This is a genomic window from Thiomonas delicata, assembly GCF_900088825.1.
Taxonomy (GTDB): domain Bacteria; phylum Pseudomonadota; class Gammaproteobacteria; order Burkholderiales; family Burkholderiaceae_C; genus Thiomonas_A; species Thiomonas_A delicata.
This window is the reverse complement of sequence record NZ_LT592171.1, coordinates 998,562-1,023,406: the sequence shown is the minus strand read 5'-3', so window position 1 is coordinate 1,023,406 and position 24,845 is coordinate 998,562. Positions and strand designations below refer to the sequence as shown.

Annotated in this window: 20 protein-coding genes; 9 read left to right on the top strand and 11 right to left on the bottom strand. The window is 68.2% G+C overall.

Annotated features, from left to right (window positions below):
- Position 1 precedes the first annotated feature (1 nt).
- From THIARS_RS18985 to def, 8 genes are all read right to left on the bottom strand, one after another.
- Positions 2 to 1,912 carry a heavy metal-binding domain-containing protein gene (locus tag THIARS_RS18985; RefSeq protein ID WP_245845932.1) on the bottom strand — a complete coding sequence of 637 codons (1,911 nt, stop codon included), beginning with the start codon at positions 1,910 to 1,912 and terminating at the stop codon, positions 2 to 4.
- Between the two features lie 24 nt (positions 1,913 to 1,936).
- A complete protein-coding gene (locus THIARS_RS14340; RefSeq protein ID WP_094161478.1) occupies positions 1,937 to 2,356 on the bottom strand; it encodes a hypothetical protein in 420 nt (139 codons plus the stop codon).
- A gap of 69 nt (positions 2,357 to 2,425) precedes the next feature.
- Positions 2,426 to 5,281, bottom strand: coding sequence for an AMP-binding protein (locus tag THIARS_RS14335; protein WP_222423078.1), 2,856 nt, complete (start codon positions 5,279 to 5,281; stop codon positions 2,426 to 2,428).
- Positions 5,282 to 5,651: 370 nt separating this feature from the next.
- A complete protein-coding gene (locus THIARS_RS14325; RefSeq protein WP_094162154.1) occupies positions 5,652 to 6,440 on the bottom strand; it encodes an extracellular solute-binding protein in 789 nt (262 codons plus the stop codon).
- A 112-nt stretch (positions 6,441 to 6,552) separates the two neighbouring features.
- Positions 6,553 to 7,392 carry an anti-sigma factor family protein gene (locus tag THIARS_RS14320; protein WP_245845930.1) on the bottom strand — a complete coding sequence of 280 codons (840 nt, stop codon included), beginning with the start codon at positions 7,390 to 7,392 and terminating at the stop codon, positions 6,553 to 6,555.
- Positions 7,389 to 7,922, bottom strand: a complete 534-nt coding sequence (locus THIARS_RS14315; protein ID WP_094161476.1) for a sigma-70 family RNA polymerase sigma factor — start codon at positions 7,920 to 7,922, stop codon at positions 7,389 to 7,391. Before THIARS_RS14315 ends, THIARS_RS14320 begins: the two co-directional genes overlap by 4 nt.
- A 57-nt stretch (positions 7,923 to 7,979) precedes the next feature.
- On the bottom strand, positions 7,980 to 8,444 hold the full coding sequence (locus THIARS_RS14310; protein ID WP_186436689.1) for a nuclear transport factor 2 family protein: 465 nt from the start codon (positions 8,442 to 8,444) through the stop codon (positions 7,980 to 7,982).
- Between the two features lie 101 nt (positions 8,445 to 8,545).
- Positions 8,546 to 9,076: a peptide deformylase gene (gene def / locus THIARS_RS14305; RefSeq protein WP_094161475.1), complete on the bottom strand. Its 531-nt coding sequence runs from the start codon at positions 9,074 to 9,076 to the stop codon at positions 8,546 to 8,548.
- Positions 9,077 to 9,267: 191 nt separating this feature from the next.
- Here def and THIARS_RS14300 point away from each other — a divergent pair, with 191 nt between their 5' ends.
- The 3 genes from THIARS_RS14300 (at position 9,268) to THIARS_RS14290 (ending at position 11,711) form a co-directional block, all read left to right on the top strand.
- Positions 9,268 to 10,200 (top strand): HD-GYP domain-containing protein, encoded by a 933-nt coding sequence (locus tag THIARS_RS14300; protein WP_094161474.1) that lies wholly within the window; start codon positions 9,268 to 9,270, stop codon positions 10,198 to 10,200.
- Positions 10,201 to 10,307: 107 nt separating this feature from the next.
- On the top strand, positions 10,308 to 10,970 hold the full coding sequence (gene trhA, locus THIARS_RS14295) for a PAQR family membrane homeostasis protein TrhA (RefSeq protein ID WP_094161473.1): 663 nt from the start codon (positions 10,308 to 10,310) through the stop codon (positions 10,968 to 10,970).
- Between the two features lie 102 nt (positions 10,971 to 11,072).
- Complete coding sequence (locus tag THIARS_RS14290) at positions 11,073 to 11,711, top strand: glutathione S-transferase (RefSeq protein WP_094162152.1); 639 nt, start codon at positions 11,073 to 11,075, stop codon at positions 11,709 to 11,711.
- 8 nt (positions 11,712 to 11,719) lie between these two features.
- On the opposite strand, the gene THIARS_RS14285 is transcribed toward THIARS_RS14290, so the two are convergent.
- On the bottom strand, positions 11,720 to 13,045 hold the full coding sequence (locus THIARS_RS14285; protein WP_094161472.1) for a UDP-glucose dehydrogenase family protein: 1,326 nt from the start codon (positions 13,043 to 13,045) through the stop codon (positions 11,720 to 11,722).
- Between the two features lie 161 nt (positions 13,046 to 13,206).
- Here THIARS_RS14285 and THIARS_RS14280 point away from each other — a divergent pair, with 161 nt between their 5' ends.
- Genes THIARS_RS14280 through THIARS_RS14255 form a run of 6 tightly spaced genes read left to right on the top strand, consistent with a single transcriptional unit; the run spans position 13,207 to position 22,594 of the window.
- On the top strand, positions 13,207 to 15,072 hold the full coding sequence (locus tag THIARS_RS14280; protein ID WP_425444250.1) for a PHA/PHB synthase family protein: 1,866 nt from the start codon (positions 13,207 to 13,209) through the stop codon (positions 15,070 to 15,072).
- Positions 15,073 to 15,108: 36 nt separating this feature from the next.
- On the top strand, positions 15,109 to 16,605 hold the full coding sequence (locus THIARS_RS14275) for a bifunctional enoyl-CoA hydratase/phosphate acetyltransferase (protein ID WP_094161471.1): 1,497 nt from the start codon (positions 15,109 to 15,111) through the stop codon (positions 16,603 to 16,605).
- Positions 16,602 to 17,804, top strand: a complete 1,203-nt coding sequence (locus THIARS_RS14270; protein WP_094161470.1) for an acetate/propionate family kinase — start codon at positions 16,602 to 16,604, stop codon at positions 17,802 to 17,804. Before THIARS_RS14275 ends, THIARS_RS14270 begins: the two co-directional genes overlap by 4 nt.
- A 5-nt stretch (positions 17,805 to 17,809) precedes the next feature.
- On the top strand, positions 17,810 to 19,099 hold the full coding sequence (locus THIARS_RS14265; protein WP_094161469.1) for an MgtC/SapB family protein: 1,290 nt from the start codon (positions 17,810 to 17,812) through the stop codon (positions 19,097 to 19,099).
- Positions 19,100 to 19,109: 10 nt separating this feature from the next.
- Positions 19,110 to 21,467, top strand: a complete 2,358-nt coding sequence (locus tag THIARS_RS14260; RefSeq protein ID WP_094161468.1) for a plasma-membrane proton-efflux P-type ATPase — start codon at positions 19,110 to 19,112, stop codon at positions 21,465 to 21,467.
- Between the two features lie 2 nt (positions 21,468 to 21,469).
- A complete protein-coding gene (locus THIARS_RS14255; RefSeq protein WP_094161467.1) occupies positions 21,470 to 22,594 on the top strand; it encodes an alpha/beta fold hydrolase in 1,125 nt (374 codons plus the stop codon).
- Positions 22,595 to 22,613: 19 nt separating this feature from the next.
- Here THIARS_RS14255 and THIARS_RS14250 read toward each other — a convergent pair whose 3' ends face one another.
- Together THIARS_RS14250 and THIARS_RS14245 are read right to left on the bottom strand one after the other, a co-directional pair.
- Positions 22,614 to 23,723: an ABC transporter permease gene (locus tag THIARS_RS14250; protein WP_094161466.1), complete on the bottom strand. Its 1,110-nt coding sequence runs from the start codon at positions 23,721 to 23,723 to the stop codon at positions 22,614 to 22,616.
- A 2-nt stretch (positions 23,724 to 23,725) separates the two neighbouring features.
- Complete coding sequence (locus tag THIARS_RS14245; protein WP_094161465.1) at positions 23,726 to 24,841, bottom strand: ABC transporter permease; 1,116 nt, start codon at positions 24,839 to 24,841, stop codon at positions 23,726 to 23,728.
- Positions 24,842 to 24,845: the final 4 nt, after the last annotated feature.

Here is a 24,845-nt window from a genome sequence, read left to right as displayed (position 1 = left end):
TTCAGTCGTTGACTGGCATGACGAGTTGGGGGTTGAGCGCATCCACCATGGCGTCGGCCTTGTCCATCGCCTTCACCGCGGTGCCGATGGCGAAGAACTCGATGACATGCGGCTGCCAGTTATGCGAGCCTTCGTGCAGTTGCACCCCGGTCACGCCATCGGCCTGCGCCGCCGCAGCCTCGTGCTGCATACGCTCCATCGCCAGTTCGCGGGCGTCGTACATGGCCTGGGTGAACTGCACCAGTTCGACGTTGTTGCCGATATTGCCGAGCGAGCGCAGTGCGCCCTGGTGGGCGACGTGGTAGACGCAGGAGCCCATCACCATTTCCATCGGCCGGTAGCCGGACTTCAGCAGCATCCAGAAGTCCTGGCCCGACAGGTCGGAGGTGAAAGGTTTGCCGCCGACGCCTTTGAAACCGGGATCGCCGGTGCGGTGCGCAATGGCCGTGCCGATGGCCATGAACTCCAGAATGTCCTTGTCCCATTCCATGCGCTTGACCTCCAGCCGCAGGCCGACCACGCCGTCGGCCCGCAGCAGGATCGCCTCTTGCTCCATGCGACTCATGGCCAGTTCGCGCGCCTGGTACATGGCCTGCGACAGCACGTCCATTTCCATATTCGTCGACCATTGGCCGTACTGGATGCCGAGGTGGTAGACGCAGGAACCGACCACCAGGCCCAGCGGCTCGAAGCCGGCCTGGCGCACCATGACGAATTCATTCACCGACAAGTCGGAGGTGAAAATGCCTTCGTGGCTGCCCTGCGAGCGCAAGCCCTTGAGACGTTCCACGGCATGCGGAGCGAGCTGCTCGGCGGCTTGTTCTAGGTGTTCGGTCGTAGCTGTCATGATGGGTCGTCCGGCTGGGATGAAGGCTGGGGTGGAGGCTGGATTCAAGGCTGAGTCGGCGGGACTTCGAGTTGGCGGTCGGCCAGACTGAACGTCGGCCTCAGGCTGACCTTGGGCAGGCGGCCGCGGTCGTAAGCCACGGCCGTGCCGATGGCGATGTGACGGCAGAGGTAGCGCGGCGGCTCCTCGTTGCCGCCCTCTTCGCGGAACAGCTCGGAATACTGCGTGTGCGCCAGCACCGAGGCCTGCAGGCGCTGGCCGTCGCTGCGCAAATGCTCCAGCGCTGCGCCGCACATGCTGCTGAAAGGCCGAAAGGTCGGTGAGTTCCGCATTCATCCACGGATTGCCGACGCCAGCGTTGCCATAACCGCCGCCATAGCCAAGCCCGGGCCTGAAGCCCTGCCGGCCATAAGGGGCAAGGCTTGCATAGGACTGCGCCCCGGCGATGTACCAGTCGAAGTGGGCGCCGATGGCGATGCCCACCGGCACCGCGCCGTCGTCCAGCAGGCGCACGAAATGCAGCGCCGACACCGTGGCCAGCGCCGGCTCGATCGACGGCGGCAGGCCGCGGATGCGCACCGCGGTGCCGCTCAGGGCATAGTCCATGTCGGTCGGGTTCTGCCCGCGCTGCCCGTGGAGCTGCACGTCCACCACGGCATTCGCACCCAGGAATGTGGCTTCCAGGCGCAGGCGGTCGATGGCCCGGTGCCAGCCGTCGTACTGCCCGTCGGACCAGGAATAGCCGAAGTGATACCAGCAATTGCCCGTGACCGTGCCCACGGGCTCGATGCCGTGGCTGCGTTGCGCCAGCATCTCGGCTGGGGTCGCGGTACTGATCCAGGGCAGCTCGCGCCGCGCCGTGGCACCCAACCTCGCCCTGACGAAAGCGGGCAGGTCGGCATGCGGCAGGGCCTCGGCCCAGGCCTGTTGCCGCGCCACTTCGTCGGGCGTGAGGCCGCGCGGAGCCGCCAGATTGCGGGCGGTGGATGTCAGCCCGTCCACCGCATGCCGCGCGTCCTGCGCCACATCCTCGAGGCGTTGCTTGAGTTGATCCCAGATCGACATGCGGCTCTCCTGTGGTGTGCGGGTTCAGTTCATCAAAAAATCGTGCAGCGACTGGCTGGCATGCTGCAACTCGCCGGACTGCGAGAACAAGGCGGCAAGCAGGTTTTCCATCCATGCCGCCAGACTCAGGTCCTCGCGCTTGAGGATGACGCCGCCCACCACCCTGGCCCGCTGCGTGCGCACGCCTGAGGGCTGTTTGTCGAGCAGGTAATGGAAGTCCTCGGTCCGCACCACGATGCTCTGCACATGGCTGGCCTTGGCGAACAGGCCGTCGCGCTTGCGCACGACATCCACCTGCCCCGGAAGGTCGCCCTCCAGGCGCGCGGCCAGGCCTTCGACGAAGGCCTGGATGTCGGCCGTGGAACGACGGATCCAGGCGGCTTGCAGATCGATCTTGCTGGCGTCGTTCGCCCCGGAGTCATTGGCATTTGCGGTGTCGGTCATGGGCTGGTGCAGTGGTTGAGCTTGCGGGAAATGGGGATTCGTCTGGCGAGGCGACAGCGGCGGGAGCCATCACGGGGTTGCGCCGACGGCAGCGCCCTCCCCCTTCTCGCCCAGGCGCTGCGACATTGCCGCACGCGCCGCGTCGCGCAGCGCCACGGCGGCGGTGAAGGGTTCGACCGGCGCTTGGGCGGCGCGGATCGGTGCGTCGAAATCGAGCTGGACCGGGTGGTGATGCGGCAGGCGCTCACCATCGCCCAATACCTTGCGGGTATCCTGCAGGGTGGCGGGAACCACGGCGATGCGCGCCTGCACCGCGGCCTCAAAGGGACCGAGGTGAAAGCCCAGCAGACCCGGCTCGGGCCGGAACGTCCCTTCCGGAAACACGCACAGCGACACGCCCCGCGTTGCCAGCTCGGTCAGGTGGTGAGCATCGGCCACGCTGCGTTGCGCGTCGAAGCGCTCGACGAACACCGTGCCGAGCCTCTGCAGAAAAATGCGCACCGCGGGATTGCGCAGCAATTCGCGCTTGGCGACGAAGCGGTGCGGCGCCGGCAGCGCCGCCAGCAGCATCAGCGCGTCGAGGTCGCTGGCATGGTTGGCGACGACGATATGCGCTTGCAGCGGCACGGCCTCCAACCCGCGCACGCGCAGCTTCAGCCCGGCGCCGCGCAGCAGCAGGCGTGCCGCAACCCGCGCCCGCGCCCAGGCGCGCGCCGGGTCCGGGGCCAGCGCCACGGCCAGCCAGGCTGGTGGCGCCACCAGCGCGAACACCAGCCAGAACCAGGCGGCGTAAGCCATGTGGCCGGCCTGCGAGGCGGCTTGGCGGCCGCGCAGCGCCGCGGCATTCCAGCCCAGGCTGGCGAACTGCCGCCACACTGGACGCGAATGGGCGCCGATGTCGCCGCGCTCGAACAGCTCGCGCGTGGCGGCGCGACGCAGCTTGCCGCTGGAGGTTTTGCGCACCGTATGCGGCGGCGCCAGCACCACGGTGTCGGCCGGTTCGCCGAGCACGTCAACGACGCGCCGCTGCACTGCCTCGCGCAGCCGCGCGCGTGCCTGCGAGCCGCTTTCGCGGGTTTCGGCCAGCAGCACCAGGCGCTCGGTGCCGCTGATGGGGTCGGCGCTGCCGAAGGCCACCACACAGCCCTTGCGCACGCCCGGCAACTCGCCCACGGCCTGCTCGATCTCGTGGGGGTAGAGGTTGCGACCGCCGCGGATGATGATGTCTTTCACACGCCCGGTGATGTAGATCTCGCCCTCGGCACGGTAAGCGCGGTCGCCGCTGTCGAGCCAGCCGTCGTGAATCAGCCTGCGGGATTCGTCAGGCCTGCGGTAGTAGCCGGCCATGGTCGATGGGCCCTGGAATTCCAGCCGGCCCTCGATGCGATCGGGTACCTCGACGCCAGCGGCGTCCACAAGGCGCACGCGGTGACCGGGCAGCGGATGGCCGCAGGAAATGAAGCGCAATGCGTGCGGGTCGTGGTAGACGGCGGGCTGGGCGCGGTGCTCGCGCTCGAACACGACGCGGTCGACGAAGTCCACCTGCGGCATGTTCTCCGGCCTTGAAATCAGCAGCGCCACGGTGGACTCCGCCAGGCCGTACACCGGGGTCATGGCCTGAGGCTGCAGACCATGCGCGGCGAAGCGCTCGGTGAACCGGGTGACGGTTTCCGGGCCCACGGGCTCGGCGCCGTTGGCGGCCACGCGCAGGCTGCTCAGATCGAGCCCGTCGATGTCCTGCTCGCGTATATGGCGCAGGCACAGTTCATAGCCGAAATTGGGCGCCGCGGTGTGGGTGCCGTGGTGGCGATGGATGGCCCACAGCCAGTCCTGCGGGCGCAGCAAAAACGCCAGCGGCGACATCACCACCAGGCGGTTGCCGGTGTACAGGCTGCACAGCCAGGCGCCGATCAAACCCATGTCGTGGTACAGCGGCAGCCAGCTGACGAACACGTCGTCGGTGGTGAGTTGCAGCACTTCGCCGATGGCGCGGATATTCGCCAGCAGATTGGCATGGGTCAGCGCCACGCCCTTCGGGTCGCCGGTACTGCCGGAGGTGTACTGGATGAAGGCGATGTCACCCGCCAGCACCGGCACCGGCTGCCACGCCGCAAGCCCCTGCGTCGCGTGCTGCGGCGTGATGACACCGCGCAGACCGGGCACCAGGGCTTCGAGCAAATGCGCCACGGGCATCGCCTCGGCCACCGTGATCAGCACCTGGGCGCGGGCATTGGCCAGGATGCGCGCATGACGCCTGACATGGTCTTCGATTTGCGACAAGCGCGTGGGCGGATAAATCGGCACCGGCACCGCTCCGGCCAGCAGGATGCCGAAGTAGCTGAAAAAGTAATCGGCGCAGGTCGGCAGCATGATGGCCACGGTCTGCTGCGGCGTCACCCCCAGCTGCTGCAGCCGCGCCGCGACCGTGCGGGCACCGCGCAGCAGCTCGGTATAGGTGAACGGGGTTTCACCCATGTCGGACAGCAGTACCAGTTGGATGCGGTCGGGGTGGCGCCGGACATGCCAGTCCAGCATCTCGAGCAGTGTCGTGGCGTGGACCGGGCGGTCCGCTGGGTCGTGCATTGCCTCTTGCGTTGCCGAATGGGCACGGGCCAGGGGCGCAGCCTGATCGGGGGCCAACTGCAGGGCGGCCAGCAAATCACGCGGAGTTTGCGCCTGGGCGAGCAGCGCCTCGGGCAGGCGGCGGCCGAAGGCACGCTCGATGCGCATCAGCAACTCCACCCGCGCCAGGCTGTCGAGGCCCAGGTCGCGGTCGAGCGCCGTATCGAGGTCCACCGCCACCGGCCTGGCCGACTGCCGGTTCAACTCCAGATAGGTTTCGCGCACCAGACCCAGCAACCGGGCCGGCACATCCACGCCGCCGGCGGTCGGTAAGGCCCCGGTGGCCATCAGCGTGTGGTTCATGGCCGTCTCCCGCTCGTGTCGCTCCCGCACAGGCTTGCGGGAACCCACCTGCCGGGCGCAAGGCTGGCAGGTCTACGTGGATGAGATCAACACCCGCGAATAAAGTGCTGGGCCTTAAGCTTGGCGCAAGAATGCGGGTTCATGGCAGGGAACTGTCGGTCACGACGCGCGTACGCGTCAGTTCAGCGCACGCGCATGATGAAATCGATGCGCGCCACGGCCGGCAGCAACCAGGCACCAATGCCAAGAATGCCCAGCCGTCGGATGGAACGACCTTGGCTCTCAAGGAAACGCCGGGCCGCCCCAAGTTTCGTTGACCCCCACGGGGAGCGGGCTGGACGCAGCCCGGCCCTGGGGGCGCTCAGAAGCCCTACGTCATCCAGCCCCAGCGCTTGAAGATGGCCGCGCCCTGCTTGCCCTGCAGAAAGTCGATGAACTGCCGCGCCGCGGGTAGCTGCTTGCCGCGCGTGGTGGGGGCAATGCCGGTGTCGCGGTAGATGCGGTAGGGTGCCTCCACCGCCACCTGCTCCGCGAGCGTCGGGTTGGAAACCTGCCAGATGTTCCAGATCAGCCAGGCGTCGATGTCGGGCTGATCGATCCACTGCTGGCGGGCCAGTGCGCTGTTGCCGGGGTAGGCGACGATGTTCCTGCGCAATGCGCGCACGGTACGGATGTCGCCCAGGCGGCCGGCGGCGTCTTCCCACACGCCGTTCTGCCCGGCGCCGTTGACCACCAGCACTTTCACGCCGGGCTTGAGCAGATCCTTGAAGCCGCGGATACGGCGCGGGTTGCCCGGACGCACCAGGATGGACAGCGGCCGCAGGTAAAGGGGGATGACGTCGGCGCTGTCGATCTGCCCGTTCATCGCGGCGACAAAGTCGCTCATCATGGTTTCGGAGCCGGAGTAAACGAGGTCGGCATCGGCGCGGGCGGCGTCGATCCACTTGGGCGTGGGGCCGGCCGTGACGTCCACCTTGACCCCGGTGGCCTTCTCGAACGCGGCCGCGGCTTCCTTCATGGCCGGCGCGGGGCCGCCGGGACCGTAGACCTTGAGCACGGCCGGCGTCTGCGCCAGCGCGGCGGGGACGAAGCCTGCGAGCGCAAGGCCGACGCCGGCCTGCAAGGCCAGGCGGCGGGAGGGAACCGGGCGCGAAGGCATGGATTGGATCTTGTGCATGGTCGGTGAGATCGGTGAGTGGGTGGGAAAAAGACGCGTCAACACGCCAGAAAAATCGGGGCTTCCGGGACGGTTGCGCCGCGCGCGACCCCTATCAGGACAGGGGACGCTTCGCCGCCGCCGGAGCCTCGACGCCCGCCGGTTCGTGCGTCGCGTGCGGCGCATAGCGCAGGTAGAGGGCGCGCGCGGCGTCGAGCATCTGGGCGCGGGAAAGCTCGCCGGTGAGGGCGTAGCCCCAGTTGTGATCCACCCAGTAGAAGGTGGTGGTGCCATGGTTGTCGACGATGCGAAACGCTGTCTCCGCCGTGGGCTTGGCCATGGCGCGCAGAAACACAGTGATGCGCCGGCCCTGGGCGTCCTGATACATGAGCTGGGCCGCCGGCTTGCCCGGCATGCCCGGCAGCAGGCGCCCGCCCATGAGCACCAGGCCGCCAGGCAGCGCGTCGGGCGCGACGATGGGGCGCTGCAGTCGGCGCGACAGCCAGGTGGTGAGGTCGGCGCCGTTGCGAACCTCCACGGGCCGGCGCACATCGGGCGTATAGACCGCGTAGGCCAGTTCGGCCTGGCGCACGAAGTTCATCGTGCCTTCGCCCTGGGCCTGCGCCACGACGTTTTCCTGGCCGAGCATGACGGCGCGCGTGGCCAGGCTCCCCGCGAGCGCGCTGGCGCCCAGCCACAAGGCCATGGACGCCACCCTCGCCCAGGACCGCGCCGGTCGTTCCCGCTGCAACAGCAGGCGCGCGGGAACGGGCTCGTCGAGCAAAGGATCGAGCGCATTGCGCAAGGCCTGGTTCTGGGCCCGCAAGGCAACGATTTCGGCGGCGAACGCCGAATCCTGCGCAGCCCAGCGCTCGACCTCGGCGCAGCGCGCCGGCGCAAGCTGGCCATCCACATAGGCCATGAGGGTGTCGCGGTCGGGGCGGGCCGGGTTCATCGCAAGCTCCTTTGACCCTCGATCACGCGCAAGGACTGGCGTGGTCCGTCCGGCTCGCCGGAGGTCAGTTCACGCAACCGCGTGCGGGCACGCGACAGGCGCGACATCACCGTGCCGATGGGCACGCCCAGGGCCTTGGCCGCGTCGGCGTAGCTCAGCCCTTCCACGCTCACCAGCAGCAGGACTTCGCGCAGCGACACCGGCAGGCGCTGCAGCGCGCCGAGCATCTCCAGCGCCTCCAGCCGCAGTTCCTGGTTGGGAGGAAGGATGGGCTCCGGCACGTCGTCCAGCGACTCGGTGGCCTGTGCGCCGCGCAGCGCGCATTGATCGACGAAAAGGTTGTGCATGATGGAAAACAGCCAGGGCCGCACGCTGCCGACCCCGCGCCACAGGCCCCATTTGCCGAACGCGCGTTCCAGGGTGTCCTGAACCAGGTCGTCGGCATCGGCCATGCGTCCGCCGTGCAGGACCCGCGCATAGCGCCGCAGATGCGGAATCTGCTCGGTCAGCAGAAGATGGCGGTCAAGCATGGCCGGGGCGTGGGTGGGCTCGCATTCCGGAGCGGTCCAGGGGCTTGTGCGGTGCCGTCAGTAGGAGGCCGGCTTGGCCGCGAGCTTGGGGTCGATCTGCCAGATTTCATCGACCAGCTTGCCGTCGCGATAGGTCAGCACGTAGCGCACGGGGACCGTGCTCTTGCCTTTGAACACCACATCGGCGGTGACGGTGGCCCCCTTCGGGTTGGCGGCTTCCTGCATGTGCTCGATGTCGGCTTTCAGCGGCCCATTGGCCTTGGCGAACTTGGTCCAGGCGGCCTTGATGGCGTCCATCGTGGCGTAGCGCCCGTCCAGCGGGCCGCCCACCCACTCCAGCACGGCATCGGCCCCGTAAGCGGCGGTGATGGCGTCCACCTGACCGGCGGCGACCGCCTCGATATGCGCCTTGGCCGCATCGGCTGGCGCTTCGGCATACGCCGTGCTCCAGGCCAACCCAGCCGACAAGGCCAGAACGGACACGGCAAGGCGCGGAACAGACAGGGATTGCAGGACCTTCATCGCATGACTCCAAAGTGGCGTTGGTAACACCTGCATGGACGGCCGGCGCGGCGGTTTATTCCTTGGCCGCGAAAAAAATCCCCTGCCGCCGCATGCCAGCCTCAGTCCGGCGGCAGGTTCGGCACGTCCAGGGCGTCGAGAAAGCCGAAACGGGTGAAATCGCGCATGCGCATCGGGTAGAGCTTGCCGATGAGGTGGTCGCACTCGTGCTGCACGACGCGGGCGTGGAATCCGCTCACGCTGCGGTCGATCGGCGCGCCGTAGGGGTCGAAACCCCGGTAGCGGATATGCGCGAAACGCGGCACCACGCCACGCAGCCCGGGCACCGACAGGCAGCCCTCCCAGCCCTCCTCCATGGCGGAGGACAGAGGCTCGATCTGCGGATTCACCAACACCGTGAACGGCACCTCGGGCGCGTCGGGGTAGCGCGCGTTGTGCGCGAAGCCGAAGATCACCACGGCCAGATCGACGCCGATCTGCGGCGCCGCCAGCCCGGCGCCGTCGGCGGCCTTCATGGTGTCCATCAAGTCCGCGATCAGGGCATGGAGTTCGGGGGTGTCGAACGCGGATACGGGTTTGGCCATGCGCAGCAGACGCGCATCGCCCATCTTCAGAATGTCTCGAACTGCCATGTTTCCTCGCTAGTCGCCGCGGTTTGAAGTCCACGCGGATTAAGTCCACGCGGATTCGGGCCTGCTTGCACCAGGACCCGGCCCGACGCGCATGCGGGCGTCGTCGCGATCGGCCCGGGCGCCCTGGTGGTGACAAGCCGGCCAAATGCCGTCAGAATAGTTCGCATGGAAATCTTTGGAAACCGACGACCATGAGCGGATGGCCTCCTGTCACTGGCTCCGCCGGCAGCGGCATCGTGAGCGTCGCCAACCGCCTGTCGCAGGAACTCAAGGCGCTGAACGATCGCAACGCCGATTTGCGCGCGGAATTGCTGCAGGCCAGCGGCGAACTCGAAACCCTGCTGTGCAGCATGGTCGACATTTTCAATCCCCATCTGGGCGGGCATGGCCGCCGGGTGGGCAAGCTCGTCGACGATCTGGCCGCCCACCTGCATGTTCCCGAACTCGCCCACCAGAACCTGCGTCACGCCGCACTGTTTCACGACATCGGCATGCTGGGCATGCCGCGGGACAAGCTTTACACGCCCTGGGCCGAACTGACCGAGACCGAGCGCAACCTCATCCTGCTCCATCCCGAGATGGGTTCGGCGCAGCTCAAGACCGTGCACTGGTACAAGCAGGCGGCGCCCGCCATCATGGCGCATCACGAGCGCTGGGACGGCTCCGGTTTTCCCAACCATCTCCGCCACGACGACATCCCGATCGGAGCCCGCATCCTGGCCGTTTGCGACACCTACGACGAGATGATGAACAAGCCCCAGGACGCCCCTGTGCGGTTCGAAGAGGAACAGGTCCTGGCGCACCTCATGAAGCAGCGCGGCGGCCAGTTCGACCCCAAGGTGGTCGATCATTTTCTGGAGATGATCGAAGCCCGGGCCCGCGCGGCCGCAGGAATCCAGGAGCCCACGGAAGTCTCTAGGACCATCGGGCAACTGCTTCCCGGCATGCGGCTCACGCGTGACTTGCTCAACACCTCGGGCCTCACCCTGTTGACGAGGGGAACCGTCTTGCGAGACGTCAATGTCCTGCGCCTGCAGGGCTTGCGCGGCGCCAATGCAGTGGTCGAGCCGATCTTCGTCAGTTCGGAAACCGTTCAGCTCGAAATCCATCAGGACGTGCTGTAAAGCGCATCGAATGCGCGCTGGCGCGTGCCGCCGGCACGGATCGGGCAAAGTGCCCCAATCCAGTCGGATTTCGGCGTCATGGCGCGTGGCGGCCTACCATTGTTCCCATGAACGCCCGGCAGAACACGCCCGAGGCCTTGCGGCCACAAACCCTCGGCGAGGAAATCGCCAACAGCATCAGCCATGGCCTGGGTCTGGCGCTGGCCATCGCGGGGCTGCCTGTCCTCATCGTGGAATCGGCCCGCTCGGGCGGAGCTTCGGCCATCGTGGGCGCAGCCATCTTCGGCGGCAGCGCCATCCTGCTCTACCTGGTCTCCACGCTGTACCACGCCCTGCCGCATAAGCGGGTCAAGGACATGCTGCAGGTTTTCGACCATGTGGCCATCTACCTGTTTATCGCCGGAACCTACACGCCGTTCACCCTGGGCGTTCTACGCGGCAGCTGGGGCTGGACCCTGCTGGGCCTGGTCTGGGCGCTCGCCCTGGCCGGGCTGATCTTCAAGCTGATGGGCGGGACACGGTTCCCGCGCCTGTCCACCGTGCTTTACCTGGCGATGGGCTGGGTCGTGCTGATCGCGATTCGCCCGCTATGGATGCACATGCCCGTTGCCGGCCTGATCCTGCTGCTGGCGGGCGGTCTGGCCTACACGCTGGGGGTGGTGTTCTTCGTGCTGGACGAGAAGGTCCGCTACGGCCACTTCATCTGGCATCTGTTCGTGCTGGCTGGCACCGTCTGCCATTTCTTCGCCGTCCTGCTCTACGCGTCTTGACCCGCAGCCGTCGGCGGCACGGCTCGTGATTGTGGTTGCGCCCCGGGCGATACGATGAAATGCTTCGTGATCGTCGAATCACTGCGCCCCAAGGAAAGACCCATGCAACTCATCGGCATGCTCGACTCGCCCTATGTACGCCGCGTTGCGGTTTCGTTCCAGTTGCTCGGCCTGCCGTTCGCGCATCGGTCGCTGTCCGTGTTCCGCACCTTTGATGAATTCCGCCGGATCAATCCGGTCGTCAAGGCGCCCACCCTGATTTGCGACGACGGCGAGGTGCTGATGGATTCGACCCTGATCCTGGACTACGCCGAAGCCCTGGCCAGCCCGCGCAAGACCCTGATGCCCGGCGCCATCCCACAGCGCCAGCAGGCCCTGCGCATCATCGGCCTGGCTCTGGCGGCGTGCGAGAAAAGCGTGCAGATCGTGTACGAGCGCAACCTGCGCCCGGCCGAGAAACAGCATGCGCCCTGGATCGAGCGCGTGACCAGCCAGCTCCTGGCGGCCTACGACGGGCTCGAGGCCGCTTGCTCCCGCCACCCCCTCGCGGCCAGCGGCGACGCCATCAACCAGGCTGGGGTGAGCGCCGCCGTGGCGTGGCAATTCACGCAGAGGACGATTCCCGATGTCGTCGACGCCGCGAACTATCCGCTGCTGCGCGCGTTTTCCGCGCAAGCCGAACGATTGCCCGCGTTCGCGGCGGCCCCCCACGGCCCCGGCACGTATCCGCACCCAGGCTGAACCCGGCCTCAGCCGCGGCCGATGCCGTAATACGCCAGGCCTGCCGAGCGCACGGCCTGGGGATCCCAGAGGTTGCGGCCGTCGAACACCGCCTTGGCCTTGAGTTGAGCTGCCAACTGGTCGAAGTCGGGCGAACGGAAGGTGTGCCACTCGGTCACCACGGCGAGGGCGTCGGCGCCCTGCAAGGCCGATGCCGCATCCTTGCACAGCGTCAGGCCGGGGCGCTCGCCCCACAGCTTGCGGGCGGAGTCCATCGCCACCGGATCGAACGCCTGGACGCGGGCGCCGGCGCCCAGCAAGGCTTCGATGAGATCGATGCTCGGCGCGTCGCGCATGTCGTCGGTGTTCGGCTTGAAGGCCAGGCCCCACACCGCGAAGGTGCGGTCCTTGAGGTCGCCGGCGGCGAAGTGGGCGGCGATTTTCTCGAACAGGCGCTGCTTCTGGCGCTGGTTGACGGCGTCGACCGCCTCGGCCAGCTCGGCATGCATGCCGGCTTCTCGCGCCATGAAAGCCAGCGCCTTGACGTCCTTCGGGAAGCACGAACCGCCATAACCCGCGCCGGCATAGAGGAAGTGGCTGCCGATGCGATGGTCCTCGCCCATGCCCAGGCGTACCTGCTCGATGTCGGCGCCCACGGCTTCGGCCAGACGTGCGAGTTCGTTCATGAAGGAGATGCGCGTGGCCAGCATGGTGTTGGCCGCGTACTTGGTGAGCTCGGAACTCGCCGGTTTCATCACCATGATTTTTTCGTGGTTGCGGTTGAACGGCCGGTACAACTCGCGCATGACGGCGATGGCTTTGTCGTCGTTGCTGCCCAGCACGATGCGGTCGCCACGGGTGAAGTCTTCGATGGCCGAGCCTTCCTTCAGGAATTCCGGATTGCTCACCACACTGACCCAATGCTGCACGCCGCGCCTGGCCATCTCGGCGTCGATGATGCCCTGCACCATCTCCACCGTCCCCACCGGCGCGGTCGATTTCTGCACCACCACGAGGGGGCCGCTGACATGCTGGCCGATCTCGGCCGCCGCGCCGCGTACCTGGCTCATATCGGCCTGACCGCTTGGCAGGGGCGGCGTGCCGACGGCGATGAAGCACACCTGGGCCGTGCCCAAACCCTGGGCGATGCTGGGCACGAAATGCATGCGCCCGACCTCGATGTTGCGCGCGACGAGATCGCTCAGCCCAGGCTCGTAGAAGGGAACCTGGGCCTTGTCCAGCGCCTGCAGGCGCCCTGCGTCGCGCTCGACGCAGGTGACGGTGTTGCCCACTTCGGCAAAGCAGGCCGCGGTGACCAGGCCCACATAACCGGCGCCGATGACGGTGACTCGCATGAATCCATCCTTGGTTGTGTCGCAATAACACGCTATTGTGCAATGCTCATGCGTCGCCCGATTCCCGCGGCGGGAATCGCGTGCGCTGGCGCGTTTGATATGCGTCAAACCGTTTGTGGCGCCGCAGCATTACAAGATTGACCTGGCTCCTGGAGAATGGAATGAAAACCAGCACCGAGCGCAGTCCAGCGGCAGCGCAACTTGCCGTGGTGTCGTCAGGCGAGGCCGCACCGCCGCCCGCCGCCCACCGGCAGGCCATGCCAACGCCAACCCTGACGCCGCCGCCCCGCCCGGACGCGGGTCTCGCCGAGTTGCTCGATCGCACGGCCCACGCCATGCAGGCGCGGCGCACCCTCGGCCTGTCGCCGACCTCGCTGGGCTTGGCCGCGGCCGACTGGTGGGCCCATCTGGCGACGTCTCCCGGCAAGCGCCTGGACCTTCTCAATCACAGCATGCGGGCGGCGGCGGCCTACGCCGGCTACCTCGCGCACGCGATGACGCACCGCCCCGGCCAGGCCGACTACCCCTGTTGCATCGAGGCCAGGCCGAACGACAGGCGCTTCGCCGACCCAGGCTGGCAACGCTTCCCCTTCAATGTCCTGCAACAGGCATTCCTGCTGCAGGAAGACTGGTGGCGCGAAGCCACCACCGGAGTGCGCGGCGTGTCGCGGCATCACGAACAGGTGGTGTCGTTCGCGGCGCGCCAGTGGCTGGACATGTTCTCGCCCAGCAATTCGCCGCTCACCAATCCGGAGGTGCTCGACGCGACGCTGGCCACCGGCGGCATGAATCTGGTGCAAGGCGCCATGGTCTGGATGGGGGACCAGCAGCGCGCGGCGACCGGCCAGCCGCCGGCCGGAACCGAGGCTTTCACGCCCGGGCAGACCGTGGCCGTGACGCCCGGCAAGGTCGTGCTGCGCAACCGCCTGATCGAACTGATCCAGTACAGCCCCACCACCGCCCAGGTGCATGCCGAACCCGTGCTGATCGTTCCGGCGTGGATCATGAAGTACTACATCCTGGACCTGTCGCCCCACAACTCCCTGGTCAAGTATCTGGTCGACCAGGGCCATACCGTGTTCATACTGTCGTGGAAAAACCCGGGCACGGAAGACCGCGACATGGGCATGGACGACTACCTCAGGCTCGGCGTGCTCGCCGCGCTCGACGCGGTGCGGGCCATCGCGCCCCATCGGAGGGTGCATGCCGCGGGCTACTGCCTGGGCGGCACCCTGCTGGCGATCGCCGCGGCGCACCTGGCCTCGCGCGGCGATCCCATTCTGGCCACCGTTTCGCTGTTCGCGGCGCAGACCGACTTCACCGAGCCCGGAGAGCTCAGCCTGTTCATCGACGAAAGCCAGGTGAGTTTCCTGGAGGACCTGATGTGGGCGCAAGGCTATCTGGATACCACGCAGATGGCGGGCGCCTTCCAGATGCTGCGTTCCTACGATCTGATCTGGTCGCGCATCACCCGCGACTATCTCCTCGGCCAGCGCCGGCCGCTGAACGACCTCATGGCCTGGAATGCCGACGCCACGCGCATGCCCTACCGCATGCACAGCGAATATCTGCGCAAGCTGTTCCTCAACAACGATCTGGCCGAAGGCCGCTGGAGAGTCGACGGCCACGCCGTGACCGTCGAGAACGTGAACCTTCCCTGGTTCGTCGTCGGCACTGAAAACGACCACGTCGCCCCCTGGCGCTCGGTGTACAAGATCCATCTCCTGGCCGACAGCGAGGTGACCTTCGTGCTCACCAGCGGCGGCCACAACGCCGGCATCGTCAGCGAACCGGGCCATCCGCACCGGCAATACCGTTGGGCCCGACACGCACACGACGCCCCGTTCCAGGCACCCGAGCAGTGGCTGGCCCGGGCCGAGCTTGAGCAGGGTTCGTGGTGGCCGCGCTGGCATGCCTGGCTCGTGGCGCACGGCAGCGGGGTGACCACGCCGCCGACGCTGGGCGCCGCGCAACAGGGCTACCCGGCCATCGCCGACGCGCCTGGGCAGTACGTCCTGCAACGTTGACGCCCGGACCCGTCCGCACCATCCACACAACCCGCGATGAACGATCCCACCCCGGCCAGCATCGAAAGCGTCCCTTTCGGCGCACTCAAGATCGGCCAGAGCGCCTGCCTGCAGCGCCGCTTCACGCACGACGATGCGATGGCCTTCGCGGCCATCTCCGGGGATCTCAACCCGGCCGTGGCGGACGAGGATTACGCGCGCGACGCCCTGTTCCACGGCCTGGTGGCCAACGGCATGTGGCTGGCCGCGCTGGTCGGCGCCGTGGTCGGCACGCGCCTGCCGGGGCCGGGCACGATCTACCTCGATCAGTCGCTGCGCTTCCTGCATCCCGTGTCGATCGGCGACGAAGTCAGCGCCTGCGTGCGCGTGGCTGCGCTGCGCGCCGAGCAGCATGACGCCGAATTGGCCGTGGACATCCACAACCAGGGCGGACAACGCGTCGCCGAGGGGCGCTGGCTGGTGCGCGTGCCCGAAGCCGCCGTGCGCAGGCCCGTCACCAGGCTGCCTGCGGTGGAGTTGCGCGACCCCGGCGCCAAGCTGCGCGCGCTGATCGAACAGGCCCGCGCGGCGCTCGACGACGGCCCGCTGGTGACGGCGGTGGTCCACGCGGTGGACGAGGTCTCGCTGGGCGGCGCGGTGCTGGCGGCGCAGGCCGGGTTGATCACGCCGGTGTTCGTCGGCCCCGAGCACAAGATCCGCGCCGCGGCCGAAGCGGCCCGCATCGACCTGTCGCCCTATCGGATCGTGGCCACCGAGCACAGCCACGCCGCCGCCGCGCAGGCCGTGGCGATGGCGCGCGAAGGCACGGTCCGCGCGATGATGAAAGGCTCGCTGCACACGGATGAATTGATGCACGCCGTGGTCGACGCGCAAACCGGGCTGCGCACGGCGCGGCGCGTCAGCCATGCCTTCGTCATCGACGTCGTCGGGCGCGAACGCCTGCTGTTGCTGTCGGACGCGGCGGTGAACGTGCTGCCCGACCTGGAGGCCAAGCGCGACATCGTGCAAAACGCCATCGACCTCGCGCACGCAATGGGCAATGCCGAGCCGAAAGTGGCGATCCTTTCCGCGGTGGAAACGGTCAACCCCAAGATCCCGTCCACGCTGGACGCCGCCGCGCTGTGCAAGATGGCGGATCGCGGCCAGATCACCGGCGGCCTGCTGGACGGACCGCTGGCATTCGACAACGCCGTGTCGCTGCGCGCGGCGCAGACCAAGGGCATCGTCTCCCCGGTGGCCGGGCTGGCGGACATCCTCATCGCCCCCGATCTCGAATCCGGCAACATGCTGGCCAAGCAGCTCGAATACCTGGCCGACGCGAAGGTCGCCGGTGTCGTGCTGGGCACGCGCGTGCCCGTGGTCCTGACCAGCCGCGCCGATCTGCCGGACGCGCGCATCGCCTCGTGCGCGCTCGCCGTGCTGCTGAGTGCCCCAGGGGCGGCACACCGCCCCGCCCCCCATGGGGGTCAAGAAAACTTGGGAGCGGCCCGGCGTTTTCTTGAGAGTCACCAGAATCGGAAGAAACTGGGATGAGCGCCATCGTCCTGTGCCTCAACGCGGGCTCGTCGAGCCTCAAGTTCGCGCTCTTCGACGCCGACGCCGCGCAGCATGCCTCGGGCCTACCCGCCGCCATGCTGCGCGGCGAGATCGATGCGCCGGGCGGCGGCTCCCCGGTGCTGACCTCTGTTCGCGCGGGCCAAGCCAGGCAGACCCTGAAACCGGAAGCGGTGCGCGGCGACATCGGCGCCGAGGTCGCATGGCTGATCGGCTGGCTGGACCGGGAATGCGGTGCGCCGCGGCCCGGGGTCGTCGCGCACCGCATCGTGCACGGCGGACAGCACTACACGCGGGCCACGCGCATCTCACCGGCCGTGTTCGCCGATCTGCAGGCGCTCACCAGCCTCGCGCCGCTGCACCAGGGACCAGGCCTGGCGGGCGTGCAGGCCGCGCAAGCCGCGCTGCCCGAGGCCGCGCAAGTCGCCTGCTTCGACACCGCGTTTCATGCCAACCATGACGACACCGAACGGCGCTATGCCATTCCGCGCTCCTGGCACGAACGCGGCTACCAGCGCTACGGCTTCCACGGCCTGTCCTTCGACGCCATCAGCCGGCGTCTGCGCCCGGCGCTCGGCGAGCGCGCCCTCGGCCCCGTCGTGGTTGCCCACCTGGGCAGCGGCGCCAGCCTGTGCGGCCTGCGCAAGCTGCGCAGCGTGACGACCACCATGGGCTTCACCGCACTGGACGGACTGGTCATGGGCACGCGCTGCGGCGCGCTCGACCCCGGCCTCGTGCTGCAATGGCTCCAGCGCGACGGTCTGAGCGCGGCCGAGGTCGGCGACATGCTCTACAAGCGCAGCGGCCTGCTCGGAGTTTCCGAGATCAGCCACGACACGCGCGAACTGCTCGCCAGCACCGACCCGCGCGCGCGCCAGGCCATCGACCTGTTCGTCGCCAGCATCGTGCGCCAGATCGGCGCGGTCGCGGCCACCATCGGCGGGCTCGACGCGCTGGTGTTCACGGGCGGGATCGGCACCCACCAGCCGGCCATCCGCGCCGCGGTGGTCGAGCGCCTGGCCTGGCTCGGCCTGGCGCTCGACCCCGCGGCCAACGCCGCCGGGCGCCTCGACATCGCCTCGAGCGCCAGCCGCGTGCCCATCCTCGCGATGGACACCGATGAAGAAGCCGTCATGGCGGCGCAAGCCGCGACGCTGCTCCTGCCGATCGCAGCCTGAACAACATGCATAACGCACTTCCCGCACCCCTGCTGCAGTTCGTCGCCACCGTCGTGCTCAGTTTCGTGCTGGGGCTGGAACTGCACAGCTACCGCCGCGCGCAGGGCGAGGGCATCGGCTTCGGCACCACGCGCACCCTGACCCTGATCGGCGCGGCAGGCTTCGTGCTCTGGCTGCTGGACGGTTCGGCGCCGCGCGGACTGTACCTGGCCGGACTGTTGGCGCTGGCCGCCTGGCTCGCCGTGGGGCTTGCGCGCGGTGCGCATGCGGGAGCCGAAGCGGGAACCGACACCAGCGGCGCCCTGTTGCCTGCGCTGATCGCACTGCTGGCGTATGCGCTGGGGCCTCTCGTGCTCACCCAGCCGGACTGGCTGGTTGCCGCAGTGCTGATCGTGGCCATCTTGATGCTGGCCGAAAAACCGCTGATCCGCCGCCTGTCCGACGCGCTGCCGATGTCCGAGGGTGTCACCCTGGCGAAATTCCTCATCCTCGCCGGGCTGGTGCTGCCGCTGCTGCCCGACACCCCCATACCCGGCCTGCTCGACATCACCTATGCCAAGGTTTGGATGGCCGTGGTGGTGATCTCCGGCATCTCCTACCTCGGCTATCTGGCGCACACTTATCTGTTTCCCAAGGCCGGCACCCTGCTCACCGGAATTCTGGGCGGCGTGTATTCCAGCACCGCCGCCACCGTGGTGCTGGCGCGGCAGGCACGCATGGACCCAGGCATCGCCGCGCAGGCGCCGACGGCCACCGTGCTGGCCACCGCCATGATGTATGTCAGGCTTTGGGTTGTCATCATCGTGCTCGGCCACTGGCCCGAGGCGGTGCGGCTCGCGCTGCCCTTCGGCCTGCTGCTGTCGGGCTCGCTGGCCATGGCCTGGTGGCTGTGGCGCCGCGTGCGCGCCGATGCGCCGCAAGCCGTCAACACCAAACTCGGTCCGCACAACCCGCTCGATCTGCCGGTGGCTTTCCTGTTCGCCGGCCTGTTCGTGGCCTTCGCCGCGATCACGATGTTCGTCACCCAGCACTTCGGCGTCACCGGCCTGCGTGTCTTGAGCTTCCTGGTGGGTTTCAGTGATATCGATCCCTTCGTGCTGGCGTTGCTCGCGGGCCACTTCCAGGTGGGCGAATCCGCCGTCATCAGCGCCGTGCTCATCGCCAGCGGCAGCAACAACCTGCTCAAGGCCGGCTACGCACTGGCCCTCTCGCGCCAGCGTTCGATGTGGCCCGCAGCGGCCTGGCTGGCTCTGACCCTCGTGTTCTCGCTGCTCTGGGCGCTGCGCCTTGGCTGAGTCCCTCGCCATGCAAGACACCGCCGCCCCTGATTTGCCGCCCACCGACCGCAAGCTGGGGTTGAGCGCGGCCGAGGCGCAGCGCCGCCTGGCGCGGTTCGGCGCCAACGCCATCGCGGACAAGCCGACCCCGGCTTGGAAACTGCTCGCGGCCAAGTTCTGGGCCCCGGTGCCGTGGATGCTGGAAGCGGTGATCGTGCTGCAGCTCCTGCTCGGCCGCCGGCTGGAGGCGCTGGTGATCGCCGCGCTGCTGGTGTTCAACGCGGTGGTGGCCTTCGTGCAGGAGCAGCGCGCCAAGGATGCGCTGGCCCTGCTGCGCAAGCAGCTGCACGTGACCGCGCGGGTGCTGCGCGACGGCCGGTGGCAGCCGATTCCAGCCGAGCAGGTGGTGCCGGGCGACATCGTGCACGTGCGCGCCGGTGACCTGGTGCCGGCCGACCTGCTGCTGTTCGACGGCGCGGTGGCGCTGGACCAGGCCGCGCTCACCGGCGAATCGCTGCCGGTCGATGCCGGCCCGGGCAAGCCGGCCTATACCGGCGCCATCGTGCGCCAGGGCGAGGCCGGCGGCGAGGTGACCGCCACCGGCGCGCGCACTTTCTTCGGCCGCACCGCCGAACTCGTGCGCACGTCCAACGCGCCCAGCCACATGCAGCGCACCATCTTCGCCATCGTCGAGCGGCTGGTGATCTTCGATGCGGCGCTGGTCGTGCTGGTGCTGGCCTATGCCCTGCTGCACCACCTGGCGCTGCCGGATACCGCCGTGTTCGCGCTGATGCTGCTGGTGGCCTCGGTGCCGGTGGCGCTGCCGGCCACCTACACGCTGGCCACCGCCGTCAGCAGCCTCCAACTCGCTCACCGGGGCGTGCTGGTCACGCGCCTGCCGGCGGTGGAAGAAGCCGCGTCGATGGACACGCTGGTCTCGGACAAGACCGGCACGCTGACGCAGAACGCGCTGACGCTGGCCGGGGCGATCGCCCTCGCTGCGGGCAGCGACGAAAACGCCGTGCTGCGCGCAGCAAGCCTGGCCAGCGACGACGCCACACAGGATCCGCTCGACCTCGCCATTCTCGGCCCGGCGCGCGAGCGCGGGCTGCTGGCCGACGCGCCGCAACGGCAGGCCTTCCATCCCTTCGATCCGTCCACCCGCCGCAGCGAGGGCGTCTACACTGTGAACGAGCAGGCGTGGCACGCGGTCAAGGGGGCGTCCACCGTGATCGGCCCGCTGTGCCGGCTCGATGCCGCGCAGCAGGCCGCGCTGGACGCGGCCGAACGCCGGCTCGCCGCCGACGGCGCGCGCGTGCTGGCAGTGGCCGCCGGCCCTGCGGACGCCCTGCAACTGCTGGGCGTGGTGGGCCTGTCCGACCCGCCGCGTCCCGACGCCGCCGCCCTGATCGCCCAGCTCACGCAACTCGGCGTGCGGGTGTGCATGGCCACCGGCGACGCGCAGGAGACCGCGCGCGCGATCGGCGCCAGGCTGGGCCTGGGCACGCGCGTCTGCGTGGCGCAGGGCGCCGCGGCGCAAAACCCCGAGGATTGCGACCTCTATGCGCGCGTGCTGCCCGAGGACAAGCACGCCATCGTGCGTGCGCTGCAGCAGGCCGGCCACGTCACCGGCATGACCGGCGACGGCGTCAACGACGCGCCGGCGCTGCGTCAGGCCGAACTGGGCATCGCCGTGGCCAGCGCCACCGACGTCGCCAAGGCCGCCGCCGGCGTGGTGCTGACCGACCCGGGCCTGGGCGGCGTGCTGACGGTGGTGCGGGCCGGGCGCGAGGTGCATCGGCGCATGCTCACTTACACCCTCAACAAGACCCTCAAGACCTTCGAGATCACCGTGTTCCTGACGCTGGGCCTGTGGCTCACCGGCGGATTCGTGATCTCGCCGATGCTGATCGTGCTGCTGCTGTTCGCCAATGATTTCGTCACCATGAGCATCGCCACCGACCGCGTGCGCCCCGCGCCCAAACCCCAGCGCTGGGCGGTGCGGCGCCTAGTCGGCGCCGCGGCGGTGCTCGGCGCCCTGTCGCTGCTGTTCTCCTTCTCGGCCTACTGGTGGATACGCGGCACGCAGGACCTGGGCGCGCAGCAGATGCAGACCGTGGTGTTCCTGCTCCTGGTCTTCACCAACCAGGCCAGCATCTACGTGCTGCGCACCGACGGGAGGCTGTGGTCGTTCGCGCCGGGCCGATGGATGGCCCTGGCCAGCGCGGGAGACGTCACGCTGGTAAGCCTTCTCGCCACGCTGGGCTGGCTCATGGCGCCGGTGCCGCCGGCGCTCGTCGCCGGCCTGCTCGCCTCGTGCGCCGTGTTTGCCCTGGCGCTCGACGCAACCAAGCACCTTGCATTCCGGCGCTTCGCCATCGTCTAGTCATGTCCACCACGCAAAGTCACGAGACCTCCAAAGTCAATATCAATTCGGCCTTTTTCTGGCCGGTGCAGCTCGCCGCCGACCTCGCCGAACAGGGCCTCGAGCTCGCCGCGCGCAATGTCAAGTTCCTCGACGAAGAAGCGCGCCTGCATGGCGGCCTCAAACCCCGGCTTGCAACGGCGCACAGCGTGCGCCTGGCTCTTCGCACCCTGAACCTGTGCGATTACTCGGCTCCGGGCGCTCCGGGCCTTCCGACCCTGGTCGATGCCCCCTATGCGGGGCACACATCCATGATCGCCGACTACCACGAAGGCCAGAGCCTGATGCAGACCCTGCGTGCGGGCGGAGTGGCGAACCTGCACCTGACCGACTGGCATTCGGCCACGCCGGACATGAAGGATCTCGAGGTCGATCAATACCTCGCCGAGTTGCTCGCCTGCATCGACGACCTCGGCGGGCGCGTGCATCTCGTCGGCCTATGCCAGGGCGGCTGGATGGCGGCCATGCTGGCGGCGCGCTTTCCCCACAAGGTCGCCAGCCTGGTGCTGGCGGGATCGCCCATCGACACCCATGCCGGGCGCGGTCCGCTGGTGAAGATGGTGAAGGAAAGCCCGATGCTCTTCTACGAGGATCTGGTCGCCGCCGGCAACGGTCTCATGCTGGGCAAGTTCATGCTCGCCGGCTGGAAGAACATGCACCCGGAGCAGCACTACGTGCAGGAACACATCGATTTGTACGAGCACATCGACGATCCGGCCTGGCTGTCCAAGACCGAGGCCTTCGAGCGCTGGTACGAGAACCCGCTCGACCTTCCTGGGCGCTGGTATCTGCAGGTCATCGACCGGCTGTTCAAGCGCAACCTGCTGTCCAGAGGCGAGTACGTGGCGCTCGGCCGCAGGCTCGACTTGAAAGCCATCACCTGCCCGCTCTTTCTCCTGGCCGGCGAGCGCGACGACATCACCAGCAGCGAACAGGTGTTCGCCGCCGAGCATCTCTTCGGCACCCCCAAGTCGCGGATCGAAAAGCGCATGGTTCCGGGCGGGCATGTCGGCCTGTTCATGGGCGCGCGCACGCTGAAGCAAGTCTGGCCGGTCATCGCCGCCTGGATCATTGCCCAGCAGGCCTGAGGACAACGCCTGGGCGGGTTTACTGCATGCGGTGCCGGAACAGCCACGCCGCGGCCGTCATGCTGGCCAGGCCGATGAGCGCCAGCGGCCAGAACTGCGGCAGCAGATCGTGCACGCCGCTGCCTTCCAGAAACACCCCGCGCACGATGACGAGCAGATAGCGCATCGGATTGATGAGGGTGAGAAACTGCACCGCCGCGGGCATGTTGGCAATGGGCGTGGCGAAGCCGGACAGGATGATGGCCGGCACCATGAACAGGAACACGCCGAGCAGGCCCTGCTGCTGGGTCACGGCCAGCGAGGAAATCATGAGCCCGACGCCGATGGCCGCCAGCAGGAAAAAGAACATGCCCAGGGCCAGCGCCAGCACGCTGCCGACGAAGGGAATATGGAACCACGCCACCGCCACCAGCGCGATGAACGCGCCCTCCGCGCCGCCCACGATGAAGCCCGGAATGGCTTTGCCGAGCAGGATTTCGGCCGGGCGCATGGGCGTGACCAACAGTTGGTCGAAGGTGCCCATTTCGCGCTCCCGCGCCACCGAAAGCCCCGTGACCAGCAGGGTCACCACCAGGGTGATCAGGGCCACGATGCCCGGCACGATGAACCAGCGCGACAGCAGGTTGGGATTGAACCAGGCGCGGATGTCGAGCCGCGCCGGCTGCCGCGACCACCCGTGCGCCGCGGCCCACTCCTGGTTGAAATCCAGCAGGATGCCGTTGACGTCGTTGAGCACGAGCGAGGCCGTGTTCGAATCGCGGCCGTCGAGGATGACCTGCGGGCCGGCGGAGCGGTGGGTCAGCAGGTCGCGCGTGAAATGGGGCCCGATATGCAGCACCATGAGCGCCGACTTGTCGTCGATCAGCGTGGCGATCTGCGCCTCGTCGCGTACCGTGGCCACCTGCGTGAAGGTTCCCGCCCCGCTGAAGCGCGCCAGCAATTCGCGCGAGGCGTAGCCGGCGTCCTCGTTGTACACCGCGTAGGGAACATGGTTGAGGTCGAAGCTGGCGGCATAGCTGAACACCAGGAGCTGGATCACCGGCGGGCCGATCAGCACGAAACGGCTGGCCTTGTCGCGCAGCAGCGCGAGAAACTCCTTGATCACGAGCGCGACGATACGGGCCCACATGGTCAATCCAGCCTCTTGCGCGACCTGCGCCAGGCCAGGCCAAGAAACAGCACCGCCATTCCCGTCAGGGCCAGGCTGTTGCCGAGCACGACCGGCCACACATCCCCGGCCAGAAACACCGTCTGCAGGATGGCCACGTAGTAGCGCGCGGCGACGACATGGGTGAGCCCCTGGATCACGGCGGGCATGGAGTTGATGTCGAAAATGAAGCCGGACAGCAGGAAGGCGGGCAGGAAGGTGACGATCACCGCGACCTGCGCGACGACGAACTGGTTTTTCGCCAGCGTGGAGATCAGCAGGCCCATGCCGAGCGCCACCAGCAGAAACAGGGCCGGACACAGCACCAGCAGCCACAGGCTACCGTGCAGCGGCACGCCGAACAGCCACACCGCCATGGCCACCGACAGCAGCATGCCGCCCATGCCCATGATGAAGTAGGGCACGAGCTTGCCGAGCAGGATCTCGCTCATGGTCACCGGACTGGCCATCAGGGCCTCCATGGTGCCGCGCTCCCATTCGCGCGCCACCACCAGCGCGGTGAGCAGCGCGCCGATCAGGGTCATGATCACCGCCACCAGCCCCGGCACCAGGAAGTCCCGGCTGCGCAGCGCCGGGTTGAACCAGATGCGCGCCTCGACCTGCACCGGCAGGGTGAGCTTGCGGCCGATGCGATCGGCCTGCAACTGCAGCCAGGTCTGCCACATGCCCTGCAGATAGCCCTGCACGATGCGCGCGTTGTTGGCATCCACGCCGTCCACCCAGACCGCGATGGGCGCCGTGTCGCCGGACAACAGCTTGCGTGCGAAATTCCCGCGCAGCCAGACGATGCCCGAGACCTGGCGTTCGACCAGGGCGCGGCGCGCGGCCCCGATGTCGGGGTAGCGCCGCGGCGCGAAATACGGCGACTGTTCCAGCCCGCCGACGAAGTCGCCGGTCTGTGCCGAAGGCTGGTCGACCACCACGGCAAGCGGCACGTGGTGTGCATCCAGAGAAACCCCGTAGCCGAACAGCAGCAACAGCACCACCGGCATGATGAAGGCGATGGCGATGGCAGACGGGTCGCGCACGATCTGCAGGAACTCCTTGCGCACCAGGCCGCGCAGGCGCATGGCCTTCATGCCG